The organism is Micromonospora sp. NPDC000668 (genome assembly GCF_042897975.1).
Classification (GTDB): Bacteria; Actinomycetota; Actinomycetes; order Mycobacteriales; family Micromonosporaceae; genus Micromonospora.
The window spans coordinates 1711258-1724930 of record NZ_JBIAYP010000001.1 but is presented as its reverse complement, the minus strand read 5'-3'; the positions used below and the strand labels follow the sequence as shown (position 1 = coordinate 1724930).

Here is a 13673-nt window from a genome sequence, read left to right as displayed (position 1 = left end):
CTGAGCGCAATCCGTCACGCATCAAGTGGAGCCCGACATCGCCGGCAGCCCAGCCGCCATTCGTGCCAACGACCGCCAGGCGCTGCGCAAGTCAGGCGGCGCTGGGCAGGAGGAGGGATCGCAGCGCGATCGCCCGAGACTCGATGAGCTGCATGCGGAGTTGCCACTCCGCGGTTGCCGTCCAGTCCGCCTGGGCGGTGATTTGGTCCGGGTGCTTCCGGTACAGCAACCCCGGTTCGTCGATGAAGTACCCGTCGGCAACTACTGAGGCTGCGAGCAGTAGGCCGGTGTCTTCGCCGCCGGGTAGGGCCATCCAGCCACCGAGCACAAGCGAGAGGTCCCGTCGGATGCAGAGCGTTGCTGGGTGCACGGGTAGCCGATAGCCGTTGTCGTGAAAGCAGGAAAGCACCTCGGCCCGGTCGACTCTGCCTCCCGCCGGTTCGGCATGCTGCCAACTGACCGTTGACCCGTCAGGCATCAGGTCAAGAACGCTTGAGGTTGTCCACCCAATGTCAGGGCGAGAGCTAAGAACCTCGATCTCGCGTGCGAGGGCGCCAGGTGTGAGCTGATCATCGGCATCTAGGACCCGCAGTAGCGAGCCCTGGCTCCGCGCCATCGCCATGTTGCGGGCGACTCCAGGGCCGCCAGCTTTGCCGGTCGCGCCCAGGACGCGCGAGTCTTGGGGTAGAGCGGCCGAGACCAAGCCTCTGAGCTGGGATTTCTTTGGTTCCGGTTGACCGACCTTGGTCGTTGTTGGGCAGCCTTTGACGGCCTGGAGACGGCCTACGGCGGTACGTCACCGGCACCGCGCCCACCTGCAGCAGCGCAACAACGTCCGAGCGGACCGTCCCGGTCAGTCCAGCACTTCCACGGTGTCACCGACGCTGACCGTGCGACCTTTGCGGGAAGGTCCGCCCGGTTCGGCCCGCACCGTCATCTGGAGACCGAAGAGGAGCTTCTGGCCGATGTTCCGCCGTGCGGCGAGCATCCATAGCGGCTCCCGCCCCCGCTCCCCGGTCTCCTGGTTGATCGTCGCGACCAGACAGCGGCCACACTCGTTGGCGCCGTGGAACACGGCCCCGCCGATCCTGATCCGCCGGCCGACCCACTCGCCCTCGGCCCACGGTGCGGCACCGCTGACCACCACGTTGGGGCGGAACTGAATCATCGGCAGCGGCCCCTCGGTGCTGCCCGACTCCAGCAGCCAGCCGTTGAAAGCGTCCAGCGACGCGGTGTTGGCCAGCAGCAGCGGGGTGCCGTCGGCGAAGCTCACCTCGGCGCCGGAGCCGGCCGGAACCGGCCAGGGCACGAGGTTGCCGGCGGGGTCACCGAGCCAGACCAGCCGGGCGGTGCGCCCCAGCAGCTGGTTGAGCCAGTCGTCCGCCTCGGGGCCGGCGGCGCGTACCGGTGAGGGCGGCCGCCCCCGGAACACCCGGACCTGGATCGCCTCGCCGCCGGTCGGTTCGGCCAGATCGAGCGGGGCCAGGCCCGGCGCGTCCAGGGTCAGCCCGCCTGGCCGGGATACCGCCCGCACCGTCACCAGTTCCCGGTGCTGGCGCTGGGTCAGGCCGACGCCGTTGTCGTCCACGATCAGCCAGCGCCGGTCGCCGTCCAGGCCCCACGGCTCGACCCGCACCCTGTCGCGGTCCATCCGGCGGCACCCCTGCACGGGGTACGTGTGAATCGAGGCGACTCGCATTCGGTCAGGATGACACGACGCGGCGTGACGCCGGTGCCCCGCTCCGGCGGCCGCCCGTTACCAGGCGACCCCGGTTGTCGTCAGGTTCCACCCCTGGTCCCGGCTCAATCCGACGTCCAAGTTGACTCATCCGTCGCACCCAGCCCAGAACCAACCGGCTGTCAGGCCGGCCCGGTCATCGCAGGTGTGCGCGCTCGTCGACGACCCGCCGGGGTTCGGTGAGGAAGATGTCGACGGGGACCGGGCCGTGCGCGATGTTCAACGTGTCCAGCCGGTAGTGCCAGTTACCGCTGCGATGGCCGGTGAAGCGGTAGTTGATGTGCCAGCGCGTCCACTCGCCCGGGGCGAGTCGTACGGCGGGTGGACGGCGATGGCGGCGGGGTATACCCCAGGAGGACGGGACCAGGTCGACGCGGAGCATTCCGTCGGCCAGGTCGAGGCGGACCACGTCGCGGGACGGTGGCCCGGCGCGCAGGTCGGCCTGTGGCTGGAACCCGTCCGCCTCATGCATCGTGACCTCGTGAGTGCAGGGTGCGCCGCTCTCCGGTAGGGCGAACGCGACCGGCAGACGGTTGCGGCGGGCGGCCTGTTGGCCTCCGCGGGACTGCTTGGTCCACGAGGCGCGGACCCACTGGGCGACGACGTACACGGCTTGGATGTTTCAGGCTTTCCGGGCTCCTGGCAATCCGGTTACGGGCGGGGGACTGCTCGTATGGCCACGAGGCCGGGGTGCGGCGTTCTAGGCTCCGAGATATGGCGGCGGCGTGCCCATCTTGAGCTGGCACATAAGTCCGGGCAGTGCCTTCACCTCATGATTCGCCTCGCGAGGCGCGAACTCAGACAGAGAGGAAGCACGCATGGCTGTCAAAACCAAGACGCGTCCAGGCACCACGGAGATTCGGCCGTTCACGGTGGAAATCCCCGAGGCGGACCTTGATGACCTGCGTAGGCGCATCGGAGCCACGCGCTGGCCGGAAAAGGAAACTGTTGACGACCAGTCGCAGGGCGTGCCGCTAGCGACGATTCAGGCCGTCGCGCGCTATTGGGAGAAGGAGTACGACTGGCGCAAGATCGAGACGAGGCTGAACGCCCTACCGCAGTTCATGACCAATATCGACGGGCTGGACATTCACTTCATCCACGTCCGCTCGAAGCACGAGGATGCGCTGCCGCTCATCGTCACGCACGGGTGGCCCGGGTCGGTGATCGAGCAAATGAAGATCATCGAGCCGCTCACCGACCCCACGGCGCACGGCGGGAGCGCGTCGGACGCCTTCCACCTGGTGATCCCATCGCTGCCCGGCCACGGCTTCTCGGGCAAGCCGACCTCGCCGGGCTGGGGTCCGGAGAAGACTGCGGCTGCCTGGATCGAACTGATGAAGCGTCTCGACTACACGCGATTCGTCGCGCAGGGTGGCGACTGGGGTGCGGTCGTGGTGGATCTGATGGGGCTGCAGGCGCCACCGGAACTGCTCGGCATTCACACCAACATGGCTGGCGCGGTGCCGCCCGAGATCGACAATCTGTTCCAGGGCGATACCACCGGAGCGAACAACGCCATGGGTTCGCTGCCGTCCAATCTGTCCGCCGACGAGATGCGTGCAGCCGAGGAGCTGGACTACGTCTGGAAGCACGTCGCCTATGCCCTCATGATGGCGACGCGCCCGCAGACGCTGACCGGCTTGGCGGATTCCCCTGTCGGCCTGGCGTCCTTCCTGCTCGACCACGATGCGGCCAGTATGGCGCTGATCGCGCGGGTCTTCGAAGGAGGCACCGAGGGCCTCACCCGCGATGACGTCCTGGACAACATCTCGCTCTACTGGCTGACGAACACGGCGATTTCCGCGTCTCGTCTCTATGCGGAGAACAAGCTGTCCTTCTTCGCCGCCAAGGGCGTCTCCATCCCGGTCGCCGTGAGCGTCTTTCCCAATGAGCTCTATGAGGCTCCGCAGAGTTGGGCCGAGCAGGCGTATCCCAACCTCATCTACTACAACAAGCTCGACAAGGGCGGGCACTTCGCGGCCTGGGAACAGCCGAAGATCTTCTCCGAAGAGCTTCGCACCGCTTTCCGGTCGCTTCGCTAGATGGCGGTGTCCGACCGTCCGCACATGCCGTCGCTCGGCGGGGCGACCGGGTGGCTCAACTCCGAGCCACTCGGCCCCGCCGAGCTGGGTGGCCGCGTCGTCCTCGTGAACTTCTGGACCCTGACGTGCATCAACTGGCTGCGCCAGGAGCCGTACGTCCGCGCCTGGTCGCAGGCGTACGGAGGCGATGGTCTGGTCGTCATCGGAGTCCATACGCCGGAGTTCTCGTTCGAGCACGACGTCGACGGGGTCGGCCGGGCGGTCGCGGCGCGATCAATCGACTACCCGGTCGCGGTCGACAACGACTACGCGATCTGGAGCGCCTTCGACAACCACTACTGGCCGGCGCTCTACTTCGTCGACGCGGACGGTGTCATCCGCGACGACCACTTCGGCGAGGGGCGCTACGAGCAGTCCGAGCGCGTTCTCCAGCAGCTGCTCGGCATCGAGCGCGAGCCCGTTCCCGTCGAAGGCCTCGGCCCGGAGGCATCGGCCGACTGGGACAACCTGCGTACGCCCGAGAGGTACCTCGGTTTCAGTCGCGGCGAACACTTCGCGTCGCCGAACGGCGCCGCGCTCGACGAACGCCGCGTCTACGAGCTGCCGGAGAGCCTGGTCCTCAACCAGTGGGCCTTGGCGGGCGAGTGGATGATCGGGTCGGAGAACGTCGTGCTCGACCGGGCCGGCGGCAGCATCGCCTTCCGGTTCCACGCACGCGACGCGCATCTCGTGCTGTCTCCCGGGGCGCGACAGCCGATCCCGTTCCGGGTGCTTCTCGACGGCGAAGCACCGGGCGCGTCACACGGCGTCGACGTCGACGAAGACGGCAACGGCGTACTCCAGGACGGCCGCCTCTACCAGCTCGTACGCCAGCACGACGCGGTCCGCGAACGGACCTTGCAGATCTCGTTCGGCGAGCCCGGCGCCGAGGCGTACGCCTTCACGTTCGGGTAGGCCCGATCAGCGACGCAGGTCGACCGTGCTGACGGTGCCTGAGAACGGTGAGATGGTGCGGATCTGAGAGCCGGGGCGCAGGCGGGTGTCGGTTGCGTACCGGTCGGCGAGCGCCTTCTCCGCGGCCTCGTCGCCGTCGTCGGCGGCGAGCAGCAACGCGGCGATCTCGTCGACGAGCGTGAGGTCGGCATCGGCGAAGTCGTCGGTCATCGCGTCGAACCCGTCCCAGAGCAGCAGCTCGTCCTTCTGCCGATGGGCGAGCTCGTGCAGGACGTAGTCGTAGATGAACCACGCACCGCGGATCGGCGATTCCGGGGCCACGCCGTAGACGTCGGGGTCGATCGCCCCGGCCCGGTACGCCGACCACACCCGCGCTGCCGAGTCGAAGAGCCCTGCCGCCGGGTCGATGTCGTAGCCGTCGAACCGCCAGTCGCCGGCCGGGTCGATTTCCGGGTCGGCCCAGACCCAGCGTTCGCCGTTCCAGTACTCCGCCAGCACGTGATCGTGGTGCCAGCCGGGCGTGAAGTAGGAGGCGAAGCCGACCCGGCTGCGGCTGGGGATGCCGTGCTGACGGAGCACCGCGACCGAGAGCAGCGCGTGGTCCCGGCAGCAGCCGGCTACCCGGTCGGCGGTCGGACGCTCGGCGCTCAGTGGCAGGGAAAATCGGGACTGGTCGGTGTCGAGGATGCGGTCCACCCAGCGGCAGTTCACCTCGTCGAGCCGCTCGGTGGGCAGCTCGACGCCGCCGGCCCGGTAGTGGACGATCACGTTGCGGGCGGTCGCCGCCACGGTGGCGATGTCGGGGGGCACGGCGTCGAGCAGTGCGGCGTGCCGACCGGGGTCGCTGTACGGGGAGTGTCTCCGGTAGTCGTCGATGTTCATGAGACGAGTCTTCGTCCTGCCACCGTGTCAGGGTCAAGGTGCCGGGCCGGGATAGTGTCGACTGCTGTGACAGCGCCCGAGATCACCATCGCCACCCCTGCGGACCATGACACGGTGATCGGCTCACTGGTCGCCGCGTTCATCAAGGATCCCGTCCTGCGGCACCTGTTCCCGGACGAGGAAACCTATCCGCGGTACGCCGCCGCCTTCTTCGGGCACCTCTTCGACAAGCGGGTGCACAAGGCGACGATCTGGACGATCGGTGGCGGTGCCTCGGTCGCCATCTGGGAGCCACCGGCAGCCGGCCACGAATCGCCGGAAGGGGATCTCGCCGCTCACTACCCCGCCGAGGTGCTGGCTCGCGTTCAGGCCTACGACGAGGCCGTGCACGCCGCGCTGCCGGCGTTCCCGTTCTGGTATCTCGGCGTCCTGGGCACCCACCCCGACAGCGCCGGACGTGGTTGGGGCCGTCTTGTCATGAGGGCGGGGCTGGATCGCGCCTCCGCGGACGGCCTGCCGGCGATCCTGGAGACCAGCAACCCGGCCAACGTCGAGCTGTACCGCCGTGCCGGCTGGGAGGTGGTGCGTTCCGTGTCAGACCCGTTGCCCACCTGGATCATGCAGCAGCCGACCCGCTGACACCGGCGACTCCGCGCGCACCCGACCGTTGCGGGCACCGGATGTCGGGTGGGCGGCCTGCCCCGCCGCCTAGCGTCGGTGCTCGAAAGGGAAGGAGACCCGGGTGCTGGAGCGGCTCAACGAGGCCATGGCGTACATCGAGCGGCACCTCGACCAACGGATCGAGGTGGCCGACCTGGCGCGGATCGCGCTGACGTCGGAGTACCACTTCCGACGGCTGTTCTCCGCGCTGGCCGGCATCCCGCTGTCGGAGTACATCCGTCGGCGTCGGCTCACCGTCGCCGGGGCGGACGTGCTGGCGGGGGAGCGGACGCTGCTCGACATCGCGGTGCACTACGGCTACGGCTCGGCAGAGGCGTTCGCCCGGGCGTTCCACGCCGTGCACGGCGTGGCACCCGGCGAGGCCCGGCGTACGGGGGCCGCGCTGCGCGCCCAGCCCCGGATGTCCTTCCGACTCACCGTTGAAGGGAGCGGCAGCATGGAATATCGAATCGTCAGCAAGGACGCGTTCGCCCTGGTGGGGCGCAAGGCCCGGGTTCCGCTGGTGCACGAGGGGATGAACCCGGCGATCGTCGCGTTCATCCGGAGCATCGACCGGGAGACGGCAGAGCGGATCGAGGCACTCTCGGATCAGGAGCCGGCCGGGATCGTCAACGTCAGCGACAACCTCGCCGACAGCCGCGCGGAGGGCACCGAGTTGGACTACTGGCACGGGGTCGTCACCGCCGCCGCGCCGCCGGAGGACCTGGACGCACTGCCCGTGCAGGCCGGGACGTGGGCGGTCTTCGCCACCTCCGGTGCGTTCCCGCAGGCGGTGCAGTACCTGTGGCGGGACGTGTTCACCCAGTGGTTCCCGTCCAACCCGTACCGCAGCCGGCCCGGCCCGGAGATCTCGCGGGTACGGGTGTCCGCGGACGGCGGCCAGGCGGACGCGGAGCTGTGGATTCCCGTCGAGCGGGTACCCACCCCTATGTAGAGTTCCGATACAGTGTTGGGATGCGGATCACCATTCCGGTCGCCAAGGTGCTGGCGGCGTTGCTCGCCGAGCCTGAGGCGGAGCGGTACGGGCTGGACCTGATGCGGTTGACCGGCCTGGCCAGCGGCACCCTCTATCCCGTGCTGCACCGGTTGCGGGCGGCCGGCTGGCTGGCCGCCGACTGGGAGGCGATCGATCCGGTAGCGGCGGGCCGGCCGCCCCGCCGCTACTACCGGCTCACCGCCGAAGGGGTGGCCGAAGCCCGCCGGGCGCTCGCCGACCTCCGGGCCGCCATCCCCGACGATCGTCCAACGTGGGGCGGCGCCGGGCCCACCGAGGCACCGGCATGGTGACCCGCCGCGCCGCCGAGGTGTTGCTGGCGATCGCCGCGCGACGCTGGCCAGCCGACCTGCGCGACGACCTGCGCCGCGAGTGGGACGCCGAGTTGCACGTGCTCGCCGCGAGCGGTCGCCGGACGAGGATGGTGGGCTTCGCCGTGAGTCTCGCCGTCAGTCGGGCCGGCGCCCCGCTCGTCGACCGCGCCATGATGCACCGGCGGGCCCGTCGTACCGCGGCCGCGTTGCTCCTCGCCCCACTCGCCTGCATCGGGATCGTGGTCGCCAGCGCGCTGGCGATGAACCCGGTCCACACCTGGCTGATGACGATGGGAGTGAGTTGGTCGACGCGGGCGCAGAGGCCGCTCTGGACGGCGCTCACCGTCGGGTTGGCGGTGCTGCTGGCGGTGTTCGCCGCCCGCTGGGCCCGGCACACCGCACTCGACGGCTCGCTGCGTATCGCGCTCGGCGTGGTGCTCCCCGTCGGCGCGGCCGCGGTCCTGCTCCTGTACGCCACCAACGCCGACAGCCTGGCCAGTTCCGTGCCCGGTCTGCTGCTCTGGCTCGCCGGCCTGACGCTGGTCCTCTGGGCCGCGGCGGGTCTCGCCGTGCGGGATTGGGTCCGGGCCGCCTGGTGGCTGGGCGTCCTCGGCGCGCTCGTCGTCGCCGACCTCGCGGTCATCCTCGCCGTGTTGGACAGCATCCCGGGCGGCACCGGCGCCGTTGCCGGGGTCGGCGAGATGCCACCCGACACCGTCGACCGGGTCTCCGCGCCGCTGTGGCTCTTCGCCTGCTGGGCCGACTGGAACTTCGGCCTGCCCCGCCCCATCCCGTGGGAGATCTTCCTGATCACCAACGAGGTGCTGCTGGAGCCCATGGTCTACCTGGCGTGCACGCCCTACGCGCTCGCGTACACCATCCGGGCGGCCCGGTCTGCGCCCACCGCGCCGGTCGCCCTCGCGCCGGCCCCGACCTCGTCGCCGGCCTGACCCGCGCAGGCTCAGCTGGGCACGTCGTCCCACGTGGTGCCCAGCGGCAGGAAACCGGCCGACTGGTTGTCGCGCAACGCGTAGGCGATGACCAGCAGGGCGTGCGCGTCCAGCTCGGGCAGCCGGTCCATCGGGAACCACCGCACGGCCAGCGACTCGTCGTCATTGACCCGGGCCGTGCCAGCGACGACCCGGCAGACGAAGCCGAGGTTGAGGTACTCGCAGCGGTCCCCGTTGGGGTAGGTGTGCGGGTGCGAGACGGCGCTGGACAGCCGCACCGGCACCACGTCCAGACCCGTCTCCTCCCGCACCTCGCGGACCAGCGCGGTGGCCGGCTGCTCGCCCGGCTCGACGAACCCGCTGATCACCGACCAACGCCCGTCGTCGGCGCGCTGACCGAGCAGCAGCTCACCAGCGTCGTTGCGGACCACCGCGCTGACGCTGGGCAGCCAGAGCAGGTCGTGACCGACGTGCTTGCGCATCCGCAGGATGTAGTCCGGTACCGCCATCCGGCGATCATAGGCCGCGACTCCGCGACCATCGCCGTCCCGCGACCCCGCGTCGAGTGTCAGGCCGACCAGCTGACGGTACGGCGGAAGCGCTCGTACTCCCTGGCGAGTTCGGCGTCGATCCGCTCCATTCGGGCCTCGGTGAGCACCACCGCCGGGTCCTGCCACGGTCGGCCGGTGAGCATCCGGCGGCGCAGTCCGGTCGGCGGGTGGGCGGCGAACAGCGACGCCTGGTCACGGACCGACAGTTGGCGCAGCAGCGGCAGCCGATCGGCGCTCGCGGCGCGGGCCTGGGCCAACGCCGAACGCCACCGGTCCGGGCCGTGTCCCGCCCTGGTCTCCCGGCGCACCGCCAGCGCCATCGACTCGGCGGCGAGCAGGGCGTCGAGCAGATCGGTCGCGGCCGTCGAGCCGGCCACCCGCGCGGCCAGTTCGTCGGCGAGGTACTCGGCGCGCTGGCTGTCCCGCAGCGCCACGCTCACCAGCAGCAGGTAGGCGACGAACAGAACCCGGGACACCACCCACTGGAACGCCCGGCCCAGCGCGTCGCCCACCATCTCCACCAGCCCAGCGCCGACACTGGTTCGCACCGGCCGGAACAGGTCCGCGGCCGAGCCGAGCATGGTGAACGCGGGCTGGGTGAGCAGGCCGCGGCGCGGGTCACCGTTGACGAAGTGACCGAGCTCGTGGCCGAGCAACGCCACCCGCTCGCCGGCGGTGAGTGAGCCCCACAACGGCAGCCCGAGGCAGAGCACCTTCCGACGACGCAACCCGACCGCACCCGCGTACGCGTTGATGTCGCCGTCGACGCCGACCACGTCCGGCATCGGCGCCCCGATCGCCGTGGCCACCTCGCCGATCAGTGCGAACAGCTCCGGCGCCCGGTCCAGGGAGAGCACCTCCAACTCCGGGTCGAGCCGGCCGAACCGGGGCCGCAGCGCGACCGCCAGGCCGACCATCGCGACCCCCGGCAGGATCGCCAGGTTGGGAAACGGGAACGCCACGATCAGCCATACGCCGGTGACCGCGAGCGCGAGTACCGCCGCGACCAGCACCAGCGACGCCACGGCGGTCACCGTCCGGGCGCCACCGGACCCGCTGGCGCCCAGCGGCCGCCCGACCAGCCGGCTGAACTGCCGCCCGGTCGCCCGGAACGCCATCCGGTAGGTCCACCGATCGACCCAGGTCCAGCCGAACTCGCGTTCGCGCCGCATCGGGTCGTACGTGTCCAGATTCCACTCGCAGTTGGGGCACCAGGGCGGCGCGTCGCGTACGGACGCCGTCGTGGCCCCACACCCCGGGCACGCCCCCGTGCCGGTCACCGTGTTGATCACGGGGACCGACCCTGCCCCGAGCCGCCGTACGCGGGAACTGGCCGTTCAGCCGACGACCGGTGGCGGGCGAAGTGTCCCGGCCTGGGCTTTCTTTCGGTGTTCCGGCCCGGGGCGCCGTAACCGGCTCTACTGTGGAGAAGGTCGGTGACTTGCGTGATCCGGTGGCGGCCGGTCGGTTCGCGGTGCACAGTGATTCCCATGAGCGACAGCGGACGTGGTGGGCAGTTCTACTGGTGCACCCGGCACCACCGGGTTGAGACGGACGCCGACGTGTGCCCGGCGAAGCACGTCCTCGGCCCGTACGACTCGGCGGCCGACGCGGAGAACGCCCTGCAACGAGTGCAGGAGCGTAACGAGGCGTGGGAGGCCGAGGACGCTCGTTGGGCCGGGGAGGACAGGTAGACGGCGCGGGACGGCCCGCGCCGAGGTACTCAGTGCTCCGCGAGGAGACACGCGAGAGCACGTCCCCAAGGAGGGAACCGAGATGGCCGAAGCACAGCAGGCCACCACCCGCCCGGCCGCCCGGCGTACCACCGCGAAGAAGACCGCCGCGGCGGAGCGGAACACGGGAGCGAGCCGGACCACCCCCGTGCGCAAGTCCACCGCGGGTGCGGCGGCGGCGAAGGCGCCGGCCAGGAAGGCCGCCGGCGGGGCGGGGCGTGCCCCGGCCAAGAAGACCACCACGGCCGCCAAGGCTCCCGCGAAGAAGGCCACCACCAAGGCCTCCACCGCCGCCAAGAAGGCGCCAGCGAAGACCTCGACCGCCACCCGCAAGACGACCGCCACCGCGAAGCGGACCCCGGCATCCGCTGCGAAGAAGACCACCGCCGCTGCGAAGAAGACCACGGGTACGGCGAAGAAGACCACCAGCGCGGCCAAGAAGACCACCAGCGCCGCGAAGAGGACCACCGCAACGGCGGTGAAGAAGGCCACCACCGCGGCGAAGGCACCGGCGCGCAAGACCGCGACCAAGGCTTCCACCGCGAAGAAGACGGCCGCCAAGAAGGCTCCGGCCAAGAAGACGACCGCTGCGGCGAAGAAGACCACGGGTACGGCGAAGAAGACGACAGCGAAGAAGACCGCGGCCACCCGCCCTGGCGGCGGCGCACGCAAGGCCGCGGCAAAGAAGGCCCCGGCCGCGAAGTCGACCGGCACGTCGTCGACCGCCACCCGCAAGGCGGCGGCGAAGAAGGCCCCGGCGAAGAAGACCGTCGCGGCCAAGGCGCCGGCCCGCAAGGTGACCGCCCGCAAGTCGCCGGCCCGTCCGACCGCCGCCCGGGCCACCGCCCCCCGCGGTACGCGGACCACCGCGCGGAAGGCGACCGGCTGACCGCAGGCCGTCCGGCACAGGATCGCCCGGCAGGGCCGACGCGGTTCACCGGCAGGCCCGACGCGGCACTCCGGCGGGCCGAGGTGGTGCACCGGGCAGGCCGACGTGGTTCACGGGGCAGGCCGACGCGGTTCACTGGTGGGTCTGCCGCGGTTCGCCCGGTGCGCCGGCCGCGGTTCGCCCAGTGCGCCGCCCGAATATCTCGGCCGGTCACCGGAAGCGGATCACCGGCGGCACTGTCAGGATTGACCCGTGGTCATCCGACGCGTACTCGCGCCCCGCATCGACTTCGGCACGCTGCGCCGCGAGCTCGGCCTGCCTGAGGGTTTCCCGGCCGCCGCGCAGCACGAGGCTGACGAGGCGGCCGCCGCGCCGCCGCGACCGCCCGTCGACCGTACCGACGTACCGTTCGTCACGGTCGACCCGGCCACGTCCCGGGACCTGGACCAGGCGATGCACCTCGCCCGACGGCCGGGTGGCGGCTATCGGGTGCGGTATGCGATCGCGGACGTCGCCGCGCACGTCGGCCCCGGCGGCGCGCTGGAGGCGGAGACCTGGCGGCGAGGGCAGACCATCTACCTGCCCGACGGCCACGTGCCGCTGCACCCGCTGACGCTCAGCGAGGGCGCGGCCAGTCTGCTGCCCGACGACGACCGGGCCGCGGTGGTCTGGACCATCGACCTGGACGCCGACGGCGGCACGGTGGCCGTCGAGCTGGAACGCGCCCTGGTCCGCAGCCGGGCCAAACTCGACTACTCAGGGGTGCAGGCGGCGGCGGACGGCGGGCGGCTGCCCGACCCGATCGCGCTGCTGCCCGAGATCGGTGACCGGCTGACCGCTCGGGGACTGCGTCGTGGCGCGATCAACCTGCCCCTGCCCGAGCAGGACGTGGAACCCGACGGCGAGGGCTGGCGGCTGGTGTTGCGCGGGCCGGTGCCCATGGAGGAGCACAACGCGCAGATCTCCCTGCTGACGGGGATGGCCGCCGCCGACATCATGCTGGCCGGCCGGGTCGGCCTGCTGCGCACCATGCCGGCTCCGAAGCCGGAGGCCGTGCAGCGGCTGCGGGCCGCCGCCGCGCCGCTGGGCGTGCACTGGCCGGACGGCGTTGGCCCGGGCGAGGTGATCGTCGGGCTGGACCCCGCCCAGCCGCGCGCCGCCGCGTTCATCGACCAGGCAGCCGAGCTGATGCGCGGCGCGGCCTACACCGCGTTCGACGGGACGCCGCCGGAGCAGCCGGAGCACGGCGGGGTGGCCGCCGCGTACGCCCACGTCACGGCGCCGCTGCGGCGCCTGGCCGACCGGTACGCCACCGAGGTCTGCCTGGCCCTGCACGCGGGCCGGCCGGTGCCCGACTGGGCGCGCGCCGCGCTGCCTCGGCTGCCCGAGGTCATGGCCACGACCGACCGGACCGCCTCGGCGGCCAGCCGGGGCGCGGTCGAGCTGGCCGAAGCGGTGCTGCTGGCGGACCGGGTGGGGGAGACCTTCGACGCGGCGGTACTGGACGTGGACGCCCCGCCCAACGGCCGCTCCCGCCCCCGCCCGCCCGGCGGTACGGTCGCCCTGGACGCCCCGCCGGTACGCGGCCGCTGCCTCGGCCAACTGCCGCTCGGTGAACGAGTCCGGGTCCGGCTGGTAACCGCCGACCCGGCTACCCGCACGATCCTGTTCGAGCTCGCCTGAAGGGGTTGCCGGCGGCCCTTTTCGCGTTGGCGTAGACCGGACCGGCTACCGGCACGATCCTGTTCGAGCTGGTCTGGACGGATTGCCGGCGGGTCCTGTTCGAGTTGGCCTGGAGCGGCAGTTCGCTCCCGGCTTGGGTCGTCGTCGGGGCGCGTGGGCGGGGTCGGCCGGTGGTGGCGTCCGGGTCGGATCCCGAGCCGACGAGTTGGCAGCGCGGCGGGCGGGCAGCGGGAATTGTCACAGCGGCTGACGCTGCTGC

The 13673-nt window shown here is 71.2% G+C and carries 15 protein-coding genes and 1 pseudogene; 9 read left to right on the top strand and 7 right to left on the bottom strand.

The window, feature by feature from the left end; all coding sequences use genetic code 11:
- Positions 1 to 91: 91 nt before the first annotated feature.
- The 4 genes and pseudogenes from ACFY29_RS07960 to ACFY29_RS07945 all read right to left on the bottom strand — a co-directional run bounded on the left by ACFY29_RS07960 (position 92) and on the right by ACFY29_RS07945 (position 2348).
- Positions 92 to 370: a hypothetical protein gene (locus ACFY29_RS07960; protein WP_386984707.1), complete on the bottom strand. Its 279-nt coding sequence runs from the start codon at positions 368 to 370 to the stop codon at positions 92 to 94.
- A gap of 153 nt (positions 371 to 523) precedes the next feature.
- Positions 524 to 703, bottom strand: a pseudogene (locus ACFY29_RS07955) (glycosyltransferase); the annotation flags it as partial.
- Between the two features lie 150 nt (positions 704 to 853).
- Positions 854 to 1699 (bottom strand): MOSC domain-containing protein, encoded by an 846-nt coding sequence (locus tag ACFY29_RS07950; protein ID WP_386984210.1) that lies wholly within the window; start codon positions 1697 to 1699, stop codon positions 854 to 856.
- A gap of 175 nt (positions 1700 to 1874) precedes the next feature.
- On the bottom strand, positions 1875 to 2348 hold the full coding sequence (locus tag ACFY29_RS07945; RefSeq protein ID WP_386984208.1) for a hypothetical protein: 474 nt from the start codon (positions 2346 to 2348) through the stop codon (positions 1875 to 1877).
- 208 nt (positions 2349 to 2556) lie between these two features.
- Here ACFY29_RS07945 and ACFY29_RS07940 point away from each other — a divergent pair, with 208 nt between their 5' ends.
- Positions 2557 to 3783 carry an epoxide hydrolase family protein gene (locus tag ACFY29_RS07940; protein WP_355611137.1) on the top strand — a complete coding sequence of 409 codons (1227 nt, stop codon included), beginning with the start codon at positions 2557 to 2559 and terminating at the stop codon, positions 3781 to 3783.
- Positions 3784 to 4737 (top strand): redoxin family protein, encoded by a 954-nt coding sequence (locus ACFY29_RS07935; RefSeq protein ID WP_386984206.1) that lies wholly within the window; start codon positions 3784 to 3786, stop codon positions 4735 to 4737.
- Between the two features lie 6 nt (positions 4738 to 4743).
- On the opposite strand, the gene ACFY29_RS07930 is transcribed toward ACFY29_RS07935, so the two are convergent.
- On the bottom strand, positions 4744 to 5619 hold the full coding sequence (locus tag ACFY29_RS07930; RefSeq protein ID WP_386984204.1) for a transglutaminase domain-containing protein: 876 nt from the start codon (positions 5617 to 5619) through the stop codon (positions 4744 to 4746).
- A 66-nt stretch (positions 5620 to 5685) separates the two neighbouring features.
- Between ACFY29_RS07930 and ACFY29_RS07925 the strand changes: the two genes are divergently transcribed.
- From ACFY29_RS07925 to ACFY29_RS07910, 4 genes are all read left to right on the top strand, one after another.
- Positions 5686 to 6258, top strand: a complete 573-nt coding sequence (locus ACFY29_RS07925) for a GNAT family N-acetyltransferase (protein ID WP_328419025.1) — start codon at positions 5686 to 5688, stop codon at positions 6256 to 6258.
- 103 nt (positions 6259 to 6361) lie between these two features.
- Positions 6362 to 7234 carry a GyrI-like domain-containing protein gene (locus ACFY29_RS07920; RefSeq protein ID WP_386984201.1) on the top strand — a complete coding sequence of 291 codons (873 nt, stop codon included), beginning with the start codon at positions 6362 to 6364 and terminating at the stop codon, positions 7232 to 7234.
- Positions 7235 to 7254: 20 nt separating this feature from the next.
- Positions 7255 to 7587 carry a PadR family transcriptional regulator gene (locus tag ACFY29_RS07915; protein WP_386984199.1) on the top strand — a complete coding sequence of 111 codons (333 nt, stop codon included), beginning with the start codon at positions 7255 to 7257 and terminating at the stop codon, positions 7585 to 7587.
- Positions 7581 to 8558, top strand: coding sequence for a hypothetical protein (locus ACFY29_RS07910; protein ID WP_386984197.1), 978 nt, complete (start codon positions 7581 to 7583; stop codon positions 8556 to 8558). The genes ACFY29_RS07915 and ACFY29_RS07910 overlap by 7 nt, the downstream gene beginning before the upstream one ends.
- Before the next feature lie 11 nt (positions 8559 to 8569).
- Here ACFY29_RS07910 and ACFY29_RS07905 read toward each other — a convergent pair whose 3' ends face one another.
- Both ACFY29_RS07905 and ACFY29_RS07900 read right to left on the bottom strand, forming a co-directional pair.
- Positions 8570 to 9067: an NUDIX domain-containing protein gene (locus ACFY29_RS07905; RefSeq protein WP_355611158.1), complete on the bottom strand. Its 498-nt coding sequence runs from the start codon at positions 9065 to 9067 to the stop codon at positions 8570 to 8572.
- Between the two features lie 59 nt (positions 9068 to 9126).
- A complete protein-coding gene (locus tag ACFY29_RS07900) occupies positions 9127 to 10401 on the bottom strand; it encodes a M48 family metalloprotease (protein ID WP_386984196.1) in 1275 nt (424 codons plus the stop codon).
- Positions 10402 to 10599: 198 nt separating this feature from the next.
- Here ACFY29_RS07900 and ACFY29_RS07895 point away from each other — a divergent pair, with 198 nt between their 5' ends.
- The 3 genes from ACFY29_RS07895 to ACFY29_RS07885 all read left to right on the top strand — a co-directional run bounded on the left by ACFY29_RS07895 (position 10600) and on the right by ACFY29_RS07885 (position 13414).
- Entirely contained in the window at positions 10600 to 10803 is a 204-nt protein-coding gene (locus tag ACFY29_RS07895) for a hypothetical protein (RefSeq protein ID WP_252417750.1), read from the top strand.
- Between the two features lie 82 nt (positions 10804 to 10885).
- Entirely contained in the window at positions 10886 to 11731 is an 846-nt protein-coding gene (locus ACFY29_RS07890; RefSeq protein WP_386984195.1) for a histone, read from the top strand.
- A 252-nt stretch (positions 11732 to 11983) separates the two neighbouring features.
- Positions 11984 to 13414 carry an RNB domain-containing ribonuclease gene (locus ACFY29_RS07885; protein ID WP_328419018.1) on the top strand — a complete coding sequence of 477 codons (1431 nt, stop codon included), beginning with the start codon at positions 11984 to 11986 and terminating at the stop codon, positions 13412 to 13414.
- The last annotated feature ends 259 nt before the right edge of the window (positions 13415 to 13673 follow it).